This window comes from Paracraurococcus ruber (assembly GCF_004353985.1).
Lineage (GTDB): Bacteria > Pseudomonadota > Alphaproteobacteria > Acetobacterales > Acetobacteraceae > Paracraurococcus > Paracraurococcus ruber.
Map to the genome: position 1 here is coordinate 48,036 of NZ_SMOA01000002.1, position 11,485 is coordinate 59,520.

Annotated in this window: 15 protein-coding genes; 9 read left to right on the plus strand and 6 right to left on the minus strand. The window is 73.6% G+C overall.

Annotated features, from left to right (window positions below; genetic code table 11):
• The first annotated feature begins 47 nt into the window (after positions 1 to 47).
• Together E2C05_RS01045 and E2C05_RS01050 are read left to right on the plus strand one after the other, a co-directional pair.
• A complete protein-coding gene (locus tag E2C05_RS01045; RefSeq protein WP_133217742.1) occupies positions 48 to 1,148 on the plus strand; it encodes a M20/M25/M40 family metallo-hydrolase in 1,101 nt (366 codons plus the stop codon).
• 116 nt (positions 1,149 to 1,264) lie between these two features.
• Entirely contained in the window at positions 1,265 to 1,855 is a 591-nt protein-coding gene (locus E2C05_RS01050; protein WP_133217743.1) for a glycine zipper family protein, read from the plus strand.
• Between the two features lie 18 nt (positions 1,856 to 1,873).
• On the opposite strand, the gene E2C05_RS01055 is transcribed toward E2C05_RS01050, so the two are convergent.
• Complete coding sequence (locus tag E2C05_RS01055) at positions 1,874 to 2,881, minus strand: Bug family tripartite tricarboxylate transporter substrate binding protein (protein WP_158291862.1); 1,008 nt, start codon at positions 2,879 to 2,881, stop codon at positions 1,874 to 1,876.
• A gap of 79 nt (positions 2,882 to 2,960) precedes the next feature.
• The gene (locus E2C05_RS01060; protein WP_133217745.1) at positions 2,961 to 3,692 is read right to left on the minus strand and encodes an SDR family NAD(P)-dependent oxidoreductase; all 732 of its coding nucleotides are present in this window, start codon (positions 3,690 to 3,692) and stop codon (positions 2,961 to 2,963) included.
• Positions 3,693 to 3,879: 187 nt separating this feature from the next.
• Between E2C05_RS01060 and E2C05_RS01065 the strand changes: the two genes are divergently transcribed.
• The 6 genes from E2C05_RS01065 (at position 3,880) to E2C05_RS01090 (ending at position 7,462) form a co-directional block, all read left to right on the plus strand.
• Positions 3,880 to 4,212, plus strand: coding sequence for a c-type cytochrome (locus E2C05_RS01065; protein ID WP_133217746.1), 333 nt, complete (start codon positions 3,880 to 3,882; stop codon positions 4,210 to 4,212).
• Positions 4,213 to 4,483: 271 nt separating this feature from the next.
• A complete protein-coding gene (phbB, locus tag E2C05_RS01070) occupies positions 4,484 to 5,206 on the plus strand; it encodes an acetoacetyl-CoA reductase (RefSeq protein WP_133217747.1) in 723 nt (240 codons plus the stop codon).
• Positions 5,207 to 5,349: 143 nt separating this feature from the next.
• A complete protein-coding gene (locus tag E2C05_RS01075; RefSeq protein WP_133217748.1) occupies positions 5,350 to 5,736 on the plus strand; it encodes a hypothetical protein in 387 nt (128 codons plus the stop codon).
• Between the two features lie 81 nt (positions 5,737 to 5,817).
• Entirely contained in the window at positions 5,818 to 6,468 is a 651-nt protein-coding gene (locus E2C05_RS01080) for a YciI family protein (protein ID WP_158291863.1), read from the plus strand.
• On the plus strand, positions 6,468 to 6,857 hold the full coding sequence (locus E2C05_RS01085; protein WP_192912402.1) for a carboxymuconolactone decarboxylase family protein: 390 nt from the start codon (positions 6,468 to 6,470) through the stop codon (positions 6,855 to 6,857). Before E2C05_RS01080 ends, E2C05_RS01085 begins: the two co-directional genes overlap by 1 nt.
• Positions 6,854 to 7,462 (plus strand): GDSL-type esterase/lipase family protein, encoded by a 609-nt coding sequence (locus E2C05_RS01090; protein ID WP_133217750.1) that lies wholly within the window; start codon positions 6,854 to 6,856, stop codon positions 7,460 to 7,462. Before E2C05_RS01085 ends, E2C05_RS01090 begins: the two co-directional genes overlap by 4 nt.
• Before the next feature lie 67 nt (positions 7,463 to 7,529).
• On the opposite strand, the gene E2C05_RS01095 is transcribed toward E2C05_RS01090, so the two are convergent.
• Complete coding sequence (locus E2C05_RS01095; protein WP_133217751.1) at positions 7,530 to 7,877, minus strand: phage holin family protein; 348 nt, start codon at positions 7,875 to 7,877, stop codon at positions 7,530 to 7,532.
• Positions 7,878 to 7,945: 68 nt separating this feature from the next.
• Here E2C05_RS01095 and E2C05_RS01100 point away from each other — a divergent pair, with 68 nt between their 5' ends.
• Positions 7,946 to 8,794: an EamA family transporter gene (locus tag E2C05_RS01100; RefSeq protein ID WP_133217752.1), complete on the plus strand. Its 849-nt coding sequence runs from the start codon at positions 7,946 to 7,948 to the stop codon at positions 8,792 to 8,794.
• A gap of 155 nt (positions 8,795 to 8,949) precedes the next feature.
• On the opposite strand, the gene E2C05_RS01105 is transcribed toward E2C05_RS01100, so the two are convergent.
• The 3 genes from E2C05_RS01105 to E2C05_RS01115 all read right to left on the minus strand — a co-directional run bounded on the left by E2C05_RS01105 (position 8,950) and on the right by E2C05_RS01115 (position 11,485).
• Positions 8,950 to 9,381, minus strand: coding sequence for a DoxX family protein (locus tag E2C05_RS01105; RefSeq protein WP_240046503.1), 432 nt, complete (start codon positions 9,379 to 9,381; stop codon positions 8,950 to 8,952).
• 420 nt (positions 9,382 to 9,801) lie between these two features.
• On the minus strand, positions 9,802 to 10,095 hold the full coding sequence (locus E2C05_RS01110; protein ID WP_133217754.1) for a hypothetical protein: 294 nt from the start codon (positions 10,093 to 10,095) through the stop codon (positions 9,802 to 9,804).
• Positions 10,096 to 10,195: 100 nt separating this feature from the next.
• Positions 10,196 to 11,485, minus strand: coding sequence for an adenylosuccinate synthase (locus E2C05_RS01115; RefSeq protein WP_133217755.1), 1,290 nt, complete (start codon positions 11,483 to 11,485; stop codon positions 10,196 to 10,198).

An 11,485-nucleotide genomic window follows, 5' to 3' on the forward strand; every position in this document is an offset into this window, starting at 1 on the left:
GCCGCCGAGACTTGCCCTTTCCCCCCGGCCCGGCAAGCTGCCGCGCCATGGAACACCCCGATGCCGTGGCCCGGCTGGCGGCCGACCTGGTCCGGCTGGACAGCCGCTCCTCCCTCTCCAACCTGGCGGTCGCCGAGCGGATCGAGGCCGAGCTGGCCGGCTTCGAGATCGAGCGGCTGGACTATGTCGACCCCGCCGGCGTGGCGAAGCGCGCGCTGGTCGCGCATCGCGGCCCGCCCGGCGGCCATGCCCTGTCCGGCCATATGGACACGGTGCCCGACACCGGCTGGCAGCAGGATCCCTGGAGCGGGCGCGTCGCTGATGGCGTGCTGCACGGCCTCGGGAGCGTGGACATGAAGGGCGCCGTCGCCGCCTGCATCCTGGCGGCGAAAGCGGTCCCGGCCGATGTGCCCGCGACGCTGCTGATCACGACGGACGAGGAGACCACGAAGGCCGGCGCCCGGGCGGTTGCCGGCAGCGCGCTGGCCCGCTCGCTCGGGCTCAAGGGGATCGTGGTGGCGGAGCCGACCGGCCTCGTCCCCGTGCGGGGCCATCGGTCCTCGGCCAACATCATCGCCACCGCCAGCGGGGTGCAGGCGCATTCCTCGACCGGCCAGGGGATCAATGCGAACTGGGCGCTGATCCCCTTCCTGGCGGAAATGCGGGACGTCGCGCAGCGGTTGCGGGATGACCCCGCGCTGCAGGATCCCGCCTATGACCCGCCCTTCTGCGACTTCAACCTGGTGCTCGACAACCACGGGACGGCGGTGAACGTGACGCCGGCCAAGGCCACCGCCCGCATCAAGTTCCGCGCCAGCCGCGGCCTGGACCGCGGGCCGGTCCTGGATGCGGTGCGGGCGGCGGCGGCGCGGGCCGGCATCGCCCTGGCCATCGCCGAGGAAGGCCCGCCGCCGGAGCTGGCCGCCGACCATCCGCTGATCCGCCTTGCCTGCGACCTCACCGGGCAGGCGCCGCGAACCGCGCCCTATGGGACCGATGCCTCGGAACTGCAGGGGCTGGCGCCCTGCGTCATCCTCGGCCCCGGCACGATCGAGACGGCGCATACGCCACACGAATGCGTGGCGCTCCGCGACCTCGTCGCGGCGGTGCCGTTGTTCGCCCGCATTCTTGCCGCAGCCGTCAGCTAGCAGCGATGCGGCTGCAACGCTTCGCCATGTAACGAAAGGGGTGAACCGCCCCGCCCGGCCCCATATTGGCGCGGAAAGGCTGGCCGGGGCCGATGACCGGCAGGAAGACCAGGACCATGACCACCGCACGCACCGCCCTCGCCCTGCTGCTGCCGCTTTCCATGGCCGCCTGTGCGGTGGCGCCGCCCAGCGGCCCCTCCGTCCTCGCCCTGCCCGCCAAGGGAAAGGACCTGGGCCAATTCCAGGCGGAGGACGCGCAATGCCGCACCTACGCCCAGGCGCAGATCGGCATCTCCCCCGGCCAGGCGGCGAACCAGTCGGCGATCGGCAGCGCCGCCATCGGCACCGGCCTCGGCGCCGCCGCCGGCGCGCTGCTGGGCTCGGCCGGCGGGGCGATGGGCGCGGGCGCGGCGATCGGCGCCGGGGCGGGGCTGCTGGCCGGCAGCGCCATCGGTGCCGGCAATGCCCAGGCCTCGTCCGGGGCGCTGCAGCAGCGCTACGACAATGCCTATACCCAGTGCATCGCCAGCACCGGCAACAGCGTGCAGGCGCCGCCGCCGCTGGTGACCGCGGTGCCGGTGGCGCCGGCCTATGCCTACCCCTACCCGGCCTATGGCTACCCCTACCCCTATCCCTATTACGGGCCGAACGTCTCGCTCGGCTTCGGCTTTTACCGCGGCTATGGCTGGCATGGCCGGCGCTGGTAGCGCCGTCCGAACGCCGCGCTATTCGAGCTTGAGGTCGAGCTCCTTCACCTTCCGCCCCCAATAGGCGCTTTCCTGCGCCACCGCGGCGGCGAAGGCGCTGCGCGGGCGCTCCGGCGCCGGCTCCAGCCCGTCATGCGCCAGACGGTCCAGGAAGCGCGGGGTCGCGGCCGCCTTGCGCGCCGCCGCCTCCATCGCGGCCATCTGCTCCGCCGGCACGCCGACCGGGGCGAAGATGCCGTGCCAGCCGGTGATGACGGTGTTGGGCAGCCCGGCCTCGGCCAGCGTCGGCACCTCGGGGATGGCGGCGATCCGCTTCGCCCCGGTCACCGCGATGGCGCGCAGGCGGCCTTCCCGCACCAGGGCCAGCGCCGGCGGCGGGGAGGAGAAATTCATCGATACCCGCCCCGCCACCACGTCCAGCAGCGCCGGGCCGGTGCCGCGATAGGGCACATGTTCCATCTGCAGCCCGGCGGCTTCCGAGAACAGCACCCCCGCGAGGTGGTTGGCATTGCCGACCCCGCCGGAGGAATAGGTGACGTCGCCGGCCTTCTGCCGCTTCACCCAGGCGATCAGCTCCGCCAGGGTCCGCGCCGGCACGTCCGGATGCACCACCAGGACATACTGGTAGGAGGAGACCTGCGCCACCGGCTGCAGCGCCGCCGCCAGGTCCAGCCGGTCGGCGGTCTGCAGATGCGGGTTGACCACGATGTTGGTGGAGACGGCGAAGAGCAGCGTCGCGCCGTCCGGCCGCGACCGCGCCACCTGAACGCTGCCGACATGCCCGGCCGCGCCGCCGCGGTTGTCCACCACAACGGTGCGCGCCATCGCCTCGGCGAACAGGGGCGCGAATTCCCGCGCGACGATGTCGGTCCCGCCGCCCGCGGCATAGGGCACCACCATGGTGACGGGCCGCGCCGCCTGGGCCCGGGCCGGGCCGGCGGCGAGGGCACCGACGCCGACGCCGGCGCCGAAGCCGGCGCCGAGCCCGGCGAGCGCGCCGCGGCGGGTGAGGGTCGGGGCGGTCATGCAGGATCTCCCGGCTGGTTGCTGCGGGAGTGCCGCAGCCCGGGGGGCGAAGGCAAGCCCGCCCGCCCCGGCGCCATCCCTACAGGGACGCGCCGCCATCCACCGACAGCTCGGCCCCGGTCATGTAGGCACTGTCGTCCGAAAGCAGGAACAGCACCGCCCGCGCCACATCCTCGGCCAGGCCGATCCGGCCCATCGGGATCTGGGCGAGGCGCACCGCCCGCTGCTCGTTGCTCCAGACTTTGACCATGTCGGTCTCGATCGGGCCGGGATGGATGCTGTTCACCCGGATGCCCTTCGGCGCCAGGTCCACCGCGGCGGCCTTGGTCATGCCGCGCAGCGCCCATTTCGTCGCGCTGTAGGCGAGGGCGCCGGGCGATCCGCGCAGCCCCGCGGTCGAGGAGATGTTGACGATGGAGCCGCCGCCGGCCCGCTCCATCGCCGGCACCACCGCCTGCATGCCGAGGAAGCAGCCGAGCTGGTTGACGCGCATGTGCCGCTCGAACAGCTCGGCATCCGTCTGCATCAGCGGCTTCGGGACATAGATCCCGGCGTTGTTCACCATGCCGGTCAGGCCACCCATCGCCTCGGCCGCCGCGACCGCCTCCTGCCAGTCCTCCAGCCGCGTCACGTCCTGGCGGACGAAGCGGGCGGCGGCGCCGAGTTCGGCAGCGAGCGCCCTCCCCTGCTCCTCAAGCACGTCGCCGATCACCACCCGGCCGCCCTCCGCGACCAGCATCCGGGCCTCGGCCGCGCCCTGGCCGCGCGCGCCGCCCGAGATCAGCACGACCTTGTCCGTGAACCGCGCCATGTTGTCCCCCCGTCGTGGTTGTGGCGGTGCCGAGCCTAGGACCGATCGCCCGGGGATGCGACCGAAGGCCGGGCCAGGGCGGCGCGACCGCCCGGGGCGTGCCGTGCCGCTGTGCCAGATCAAGGGCGGGCGGCGCGGATCCGCGCAGGCTGCCGGGTGCGGCCATCGGCCGCGACGGAGGACCATCATGCGACGACGCCTGTTGCTGGCTGCCTTGATCCTGCTCGCCGCCCTCCCTGCCCTCGCCCAGCGCCGCGCGCTGGAGCAGGAGCGGCTGGCCTATGGCCGCGCGGTGGCGGAGAACTGGTGCGCCAACTGCCATCTGGTGGGGCCGCAGGCGCGCGGCCCGGCCGGCGATGCCGCACCGCCCTTCGCCGCCATCGCCGCCATGCCCGGCACGACCGCCATGGCGCTGCGCGCCTTCCTGCAGACGCCGCACGACCGCATGCCGGACTACCGGCTGAGCCAGGCGGAGCTGGACGGGGTGGTGGCGTACATCCTCGGGCTGCAGCCGCGCTGACGGCAGGAAAATGGCCCGGCGGGGTCGCCGCCGGGCCCGAGGCGAGGGAGGATCGTCAGTCAAAAGCCGGGGCGCGAGGCGCGCCGGCGGGGCCACGTTTACGTGAACCGGGACCGGCCGGCCTTGATCCTGCGCAATGACAGGCCGGGGCATTCCCGCTTGATCCGGCCGGGCTTCCGGGCTGTCCTGCCCGGGCCGGCGCCGCGCGACCCATCGCCCGGCACGGTGCCGGGGCGCAAGATGCAGGGCACAGGACAGGGAGACGGGGCATATGGCAAGAGTCGCACTGGTGACGGGCGGGCAACGCGGCATCGGCGCCGCGATCAGCGAGGGGTTGAAGGCCGCCGGGCGGACGGTGGTGGCCAGCTATGCCGGCAATGACGAGGCGGCGCGCGCCTTCACCGAGCGCACCGGCATCCCCTGCTACAAGTTCGACGTCGCGGATTACGACGCCTGCGCCGCGGCGGTGCAGAAGATCCAGGCCGAGGTCGGCCCGATCGAGATCCTGGTGAACAACGCCGGCATCACCCGCGACGCGACGATGAAGCGCCTGTCCCGCCAGATGTGGGAGGACGTGATCGATACCAACCTCGGCTCCTGCTACAACATGTGCAAGCTCGTCTGGGACGGGATGACGGAGCGGAAATTCGGCCGCATCGTCAATATCGGCTCGATCAACGGGCAGGCGGGGCAGTACGGCCAGGTGAATTACGCCGCCGCCAAGTCCGGCATCCATGGCTTCACCAAGGCGCTGGCGCAGGAAGGCGCCCGCGCCTCCATCACCGTGAACGCCATCGCGCCCGGCTATGTGGACACGGAGATGGTCCGCGCCGTGCCGCCCGACGTGCTTGAGAAGATCATCGCCAAGATCCCCCGTGGCCGCCTGGGCACCGCCCAGGACATCGCCCGCGGCGTGGCCTTCCTGACCGCGGACGACGCCGATTTCATCACGGGATCGACCCTGTCGATCAACGGCGGCCAGCACATGTACTGAGGCGTGGGACGGGGCGGCGGGTGCCGCCCCGGACCGCAGCGCCTGCGCCGGCATCCGCCCGGCGGCGTCCTTCCACCGGCCGCCGCGCGGGAACACCCCAGCGCCGGCGGCCGTTTCCTGTCCCGTCCAGCACGGGACGGTGCATGGCCGGCAGCAAGCATCCGCGCGGGCCGGAGGATCGCAAGGGCGGCCTCGGCGCCGATAAGCCGCGGCCGCCGGACGACCTCGAGCGCAATCCGGGCATCGGCGCCAGCAAGGGCACGCAGGCCTCGACCGGCACCGACCCGGAGGAGATAGAGGCGACGAACACGAGCGAGGGCGATGTCCTCAACGACGCCGACCGCACCGGCGGCGTGAAGCCGGACCAGCGCGGCTGCACCAACCGCTATGGTCGATCGCGCCGTCGCCGCAACGCGCCATCGGCTCCGGGCCGTTCCGCGCAGGGCAGGATCATGCGTCCGGGCCTTCGCCGTCCCCCGCTGCGGTGCCGGGCGCGCGGCGGCAGGCTGCCAGGCTGCGCTGCCGGGTAGCCGGGGTCTGCGGCAGGGGCCGGTGGCGCCCGCCGCGCCGGCGCGGCATCCTCCGCGCCCTGGATGCGGGAGGATCACGCGATGGGCCATGCGGTGCTCGCCTTCGATGGCGAGGATGAGGGGGCGCCGGCGCGGCGGCAGGCGGCGCGGGAGCGGCACCTGCAGGTGCTGGCAGCCTGGGCCGGCGATGGCCGCCTGGCCTTCGGCACGCCGCTGCTGGCGCCGGATGGCCGCGCCATGGGGTCCCTGATGATCCTCGGCGCGCCCGGCGAGGATGCGCTGCGCGCCTATCTGGCGGAGGAGCCCTTCAACCAGGAAGGCGTGTGGCAGCGCGTCGAGACCTTCCCCTTCCGCATCGCCTCGCTGCCCTATCGGCCGCTGCCGCAGCCCGGCGCGCCGATCGCGCCCGGGCGGACCCATACCGTGATCCTCGCCCGCGACGGCACCGATGCGGAGGCGCCGCAGCGCCGCCTGGCGGTGCGGGAGCAGCACATGGCCCGGGTGAAGCCGATGGCGGCGGATGGCACGCTGGCGATCGGCGGCGCCATCCTGGACGCGCCGGGCGGCCGCATGCTCGGGTCCGTCGCCGTCATCGCCCGCGACACGGATGCGGGCGCGCGGGACTGGATGGCGGAGGATCCCTATGTCACCGGCCAAGTCTGGCAGCAGGTGACGCTGTGGGGCACGCGCTTCGCGCCGCTGCCCTGGCAGCCCCTGCCGGGCGCCGCCTGATGCCGCGGCTGGTCGACTACGCCGGGGCGCCGCCGGAGGTCCGCGCGGTCTTCGACGCGATCAAGGCGGCACGCGGCGTGCCGGACGTGAACAATTTCTGGAAGGCGCTGGCGGTGGACCCGCCGACGCTGAAGCGCACCTGGGAAAGCCTGTCGCAGGTGATGGCGCCCGGCGCGCTGGATGTACGGACGAAGGAGATGCTCTACCTCGCCGTCTCCATGGCTGCCGGCTGCGCCTATTGCACCGCCAGCCATGGCGCCGCCGCCCGCCGCGCCGGGATGGACGACGCGATGTTCGGCGAATTGCTGGCGGTGGTCGGCATGGCGGCCGAGACCAACCGCCTGGCCGAGGCGCTGCGGGTGCCGGTGGACCCGGCCTTCGAGGCATGATCCGCGACCTGCGCATCTGCTTCGTCGGCGACAGCTTCGTCGCCGGCGCCGGCGACGAGACGGCGCTGGGCTGGGTCGGCCGCGTGACGGCCGCCGCCTGGCAGCGCGGCGTGGCGCTCACCGCCTACAATCTCGGCGTCCGGCGGGACACCAGCGCCGACCTGCGGCGGCGGGCGGAGCCGGAGGTGCTGGCCCGGCTGCTCGGCGCCGGCGATGCGAAGGCCGTGGTGTTCGGCTTCGGCGCCAATGACTGCACGCTGGAGGATGACATGCCGCGCGTTCCGCCGGAGGCGAGCGTGGAGAATGCCGTCGCGCTGCTGGCCTGGGCGGCGGCGCGCTGGCCGGTGCTGATGCTTGGCCCGCCGCCGCTGGCGCATGATGCGGCGCATGATGCGCGCGCGGCGGCGCTCTCCAGCCGATTCGCCGCGGTGTGCGAGGGCATGGATATCCCCTTCCTCGACACGCATGGGCCTCTGTCGGGGATCGCTGCCTGGCGCAATGGCGCGCTGCGTGGCGATGGTGTGCATCCCGACGGCGCCGGATATGCGGCGCTGGCCGCCCTGGTGGAGCAATGGCCCGCCTGGCGCAACCTCACGCGCCCCTGATCCGCGGGGTCCAGGGGCCGTTCGACCCTTGGCGGGGTGAGCGCCGGAGGCGCGGCGCCCCTCTCGCCTAGGCCACCCGCGGCGCGAACAGCCGGGTCGCCGCCCAGCTCATCACCGAGACCACGATCGCTCCCCACAGCGCCGGCCAGAAGCCGTCCACCCGCAGGCCCGGCAGCAGCCAGGCGGTCAGGCCCAGCATGGCGGCGTTGATCACCAGCAGGAACAGGCCGAGCGTGAGCAGCGTGACGGGCAGGGCGAGGAAGGCCAGCACCGGCCGCACCACCGCATTCACCAGGCCGAAGACCAGCGCCGCCAGCAGCAGGCTGCCGAGGCCGCGGAGCTCGATGCCCGGGACGAGTTGCGTCGCCGCCCAGAGGGCGAAGGCGGTGATGAAGGTGCGGGCCAGGAAGCCCATGGCGGTGTCTCCGCAGATGCGTCCCGCCGTCCTAAGCTGCGGCACCCTCCCCGTCCCGTGGAAAGATCGTGACCCCAGCGACCCTCGCCGGCTGCGCCGCCCTGCTGCTCTGGGCCTTCCTCGCCCTGCTCGCCCGCCTCGCGCAGCCGCTGCCGCCGCTGCTGCTCACCGGCCTGGCCTTTGCCGTGGGCGGCGCGCTGGGTGTCGCGGTGGTGGCGGCGCGCGGCCGGCTCGGGGCGCTGCGGCAGCCCGCCATCGTCTGGCTGCACGGCGTCGGCGGGCTGGCGGGCTACCATGCGCTGTATTTCGCTGCGCTGGCCCTGGCACCACCGGTCGAGGCCAACCTGCTGAACTACACCTGGCCGCTGCTGATCGTGCTGCTGGCCGGGCCGCTCCGCGGCCTGCGCCTGGGGCCGCGGCGGCTGGCGGGCGTGGCATTGGGCGCGGCCGGCGCCGTATTGCTGCTGGCCGCCGGGGCACAGGGCTTCGGTGGCGGCAGCCCGGCCGGCTATGCCGCCGCCGCGGGCGCGGCCGTCACCTGGGCATTCTATTCCGTGCTGGCCGGCACGCCGCGGCTGTCGGGCGTGCCGACCGAGGCGGTGGCCGGCTTCTGCCTCGCCTCCGCCGCCCTGGCGCTGCTGGGGCATTGGGCCTTCGAGCCGGCGGCCTCGCCGGCGGTGGGGCAATGGCCGGCGATCCTCCTGCTGGGGGCGGGACCGGTGGGCGCGGCCTTCTTCCTCTGGGATGTCGGGATGAAGCGGGGTGACCCGCGGCTGCTGGGGACGCTGGCCTATGCGACCCCCGTTGCCTCCACCCTGCTGCTGGTCCTGGCGGGGGAAGGCGCGCTCAGTCCCGCGGTGCTGCTGGCGGCGGCGCTGGTGGTGGGGGGTGGCGCGCTGGCCGCAACCGCGCGGTAGCGGGCCGTCGCGGTCGCCCGCGCGCCGGTGTCCGGGGCGATCAAGGCCCCGGGGCCGTCCGTGGCGGATGCGGCCCGCGCAAGCGGCGGACCAAGCGAGTTGCTCCGCGCCCCTGGCGGCAGCGCCGGGCGGACCGCGTCCGGCGCCGGCGGCGGTCAGCCCTGGCGCCGCGGCACCACCGCATCCCGAGCCGCGGGGACCGGAACCGGCTCCGCCTCCCGCCGCCGGGCGATGTCGAGCGCCCAGGCGCCCGGACCTGCGGCGACGAAATAGAGGAAGACGAAGCAGTAGAGGATGGCCGCGTCGCCGCCGTTCAGCGTCGGGAAGAGGTTGCGCGGGGCGTGGAACATCCAATAGGCGAAAGCCATCTCGCCGGCGAGGACGAAGGCCACCGGCCGGGTGAACAGGCCGAGCATCAGCAACAACCCGCCGACCAGTTCCAGCACCCCGCCGACCCAGAGCAGCGAAAAGGCCGCCGGCCCGGTGCCGCCCATGGGCGGCGGGAAACCGAACAGCTTCTGCGTCCCGTGCAGGAGGAAGATCAGCGCGGCGACGATCCGCAGGATGGCGCGCATGCGCGGCGCCATCACCGCCATGTCCCAAAGGCCCTGTCCCATTGCTCAGCGCCCCGGCAGGCCGTCGGCGGATCGGGCGCCTGCGGCGGCGAAGGTCGTCATGGTCATTCCGCTGGTTCCTGCCTGTCCGGTGTCGTGCCGGACAACGTGCCGGACCCGCCCGGGCTGCCACGCCGCTCGCGGAATGGTCGCCGTGCTCGGCAGGTCAGGGCGGTTCGCGGCGCGGCACGAAGGCCGGGCTGCGGCGGGACGCGCGGCACCGGATGGCCTGGACCGGTTCCTGCGGTCCGCTGACCCCGCAAGCCGCCCTTGCCGCGCGGCACCGCGTCCGGCGCCGGCCCCGGTTCGAGCCGCGCCCGGTGCGAACGCTGCGGCCGGAGCGGTCGTCACCGGCCGAGGCTGCCGGGCACCGCCGGATGCGGCGCCGCGACGTCAGGGCTTCGTGTAGGTGGTGCCGAAGCGCGCGACGAAATCGTTGAAAGCGTAGCGGTCCACCCGGGCCAGGCAGGGCTCCGGGTCGCCATGCCGGAACTCGTAGATCAGCACCTCGGCGCCCGAGAGCGCGATGCGGCAGAAGCCGTCCTCGGGCTTCACCGCGCCGCCGGGGCACGCATCCAGGTCGAGATGCGGCACCTTCTCCTCGAACCCGGCATAACTCAGGAAGCAGGCCTTCTCGGCGAAGGCCGGCGCGGCGCCAAGCAGCAGCAGCGCGAGCAGGATGCGCATGAGGGTTGCTCCATGATCCCCGTTGCACGATCGCCGGGCCCCGCCCGGCGCGCCACGCGGCCCGTGGCGACGCCGCGCGCCGTCCGAACCCGCCGTCCCGTCAGCCCGCGAAGGGGTCGCGCAGCGTGATCGTGTCGTCGCGGTCGGGGCTTGTCGAGAGCAGCACGACCGGCGCCTCCACCAGCTCCTCGATCCGCCGGACATACTTCACCGCCGCGGCGGGAAGCTGGGCGTAGCTGCGGGCGCCGGCGGTGCTGCCGGACCAACCCTCCATCACCTCATAGACCGGCTCGGCCGCCGCCTGCGCCGACATGGCGAAGGGCAGCCGGCGCATCGCCTCCCCGTTCACCCGGTAGCCGGTGCAGATCTTCAGCTCAGCCAGCCCGTCCAGCACGTCCAGCTTGGTCAGCGCCAGGCCCTGGATGCCGCCGATCTTCACCGCCTGGCGGACCATGCAGGCATCGAACCAGCCGCAGCGCCGGCGCCGCCCCGTCACCGTGCCGAATTCCCGGCCGCGGTCGCCCAGGCGCTGGCCGATCGCGTCATGCAGTTCCGTCGGGAAGGGCCCGCTGCCGACGCGGGTGGAATAGGCCTTGGCGATGCCGAGCACCATGCCGACCGCATCCGGCCCGATGCCCGACCCCGCCGCGGCATTGCCGGCGACGGTGTTGGAGGAGGTGACATAGGGATAGGTGCCGTGGTCCACGTCCAGCATCACCGCCTGCGCGCCCTCGAACAGCACGCGCTTGCCGCTGCGGCGGGCCTCGTCCAGCCGTTCCCAGACCGGCTCGGCGAAGGGCAGCAGCTGCGGCGCCCAGCCCATGATCTGGTCCAGCAGCCCCTGCTTCTCGAATTCGGGGGCGCCCAGGCCGCGCAGCAGCGAGTTGTGGTGCAGCAGCAGCTCGTCGAGCTTCTTCGAGACGGTCTCGGGCTCCGCCAGGTCGCACAGGCGGATGGAGCGGCGCCCCACCTTGTCCTCATAGGCCGGGCCGATGCCGCGGCCGGTGGTGCCGATCTTGTCGCCGCCACGCGCCGCTTCCCGCGCCCGGTCCAGCGCCGGGTGCAGCGGCAGGATCAGCGGCGTGTTCTCGGCGATGCGCAGATTGTCCGGCCCGACCGTCAGCCCCTGCGCGGCGACCTTGGCGATCTCGTCCAGCAGCGCCTGAGGGTCCAGCACCACGCCGTTGCCGATGACGCCGATCTTGCCGCGTACCACGCCGGAGGGCAGCAGGGAGAGCTTGTAGGTCTGCTCCCCCACCACCAGCGTGTGGCCGGCATTGTGGCCGCCCTGGAAGCGCACGACCAGGTCGGCGCGGCTGGCCAGCCAGTCCACCACCTTGCCCTTGCCCTCGTCGCCCCACTGGGCGCCGATCACGGCGACATTGGCCAT

Coding starts and splice junctions, on each gene's coding strand:
- E2C05_RS01045 (WP_133217742.1), top strand. CDS start 48: ATGGAACACCCCGATGCCGTGGCCCGGCTGGCGGCCGACCTGGTCCGG.
- E2C05_RS01050 (WP_133217743.1), top strand. CDS start 1,265: ATGACCACCGCACGCACCGCCCTCGCCCTGCTGCTGCCGCTTTCCATG.
- E2C05_RS01055 (WP_158291862.1), bottom strand. CDS start 2,881: ATGACCGCCCCGACCCTCACCCGCCGCGGCGCGCTCGCCGGGCTCGGC.
- E2C05_RS01060 (WP_133217745.1), bottom strand. CDS start 3,692: ATGGCGCGGTTCACGGACAAGGTCGTGCTGATCTCGGGCGGCGCGCGC.
- E2C05_RS01065 (WP_133217746.1), top strand. CDS start 3,880: ATGCGACGACGCCTGTTGCTGGCTGCCTTGATCCTGCTCGCCGCCCTC.
- phbB (WP_133217747.1), top strand. CDS start 4,484: ATGGCAAGAGTCGCACTGGTGACGGGCGGGCAACGCGGCATCGGCGCC.
- E2C05_RS01075 (WP_133217748.1), top strand. CDS start 5,350: ATGGCCGGCAGCAAGCATCCGCGCGGGCCGGAGGATCGCAAGGGCGGC.
- E2C05_RS01080 (WP_158291863.1), top strand. CDS start 5,818: ATGGGCCATGCGGTGCTCGCCTTCGATGGCGAGGATGAGGGGGCGCCG.
- E2C05_RS01085 (WP_192912402.1), top strand. CDS start 6,468: ATGCCGCGGCTGGTCGACTACGCCGGGGCGCCGCCGGAGGTCCGCGCG.
- E2C05_RS01090 (WP_133217750.1), top strand. CDS start 6,854: ATGATCCGCGACCTGCGCATCTGCTTCGTCGGCGACAGCTTCGTCGCC.
- E2C05_RS01095 (WP_133217751.1), bottom strand. CDS start 7,877: ATGGGCTTCCTGGCCCGCACCTTCATCACCGCCTTCGCCCTCTGGGCG.
- E2C05_RS01105 (WP_240046503.1), bottom strand. CDS start 9,381: ATGGCGCCGCGCATGCGCGCCATCCTGCGGATCGTCGCCGCGCTGATC.
- E2C05_RS01110 (WP_133217754.1), bottom strand. CDS start 10,095: ATGCGCATCCTGCTCGCGCTGCTGCTGCTTGGCGCCGCGCCGGCCTTC.
- E2C05_RS01115 (WP_133217755.1), bottom strand. CDS start 11,485: ATGGCCAATGTCGCCGTGATCGGCGCCCAGTGGGGCGACGAGGGCAAG.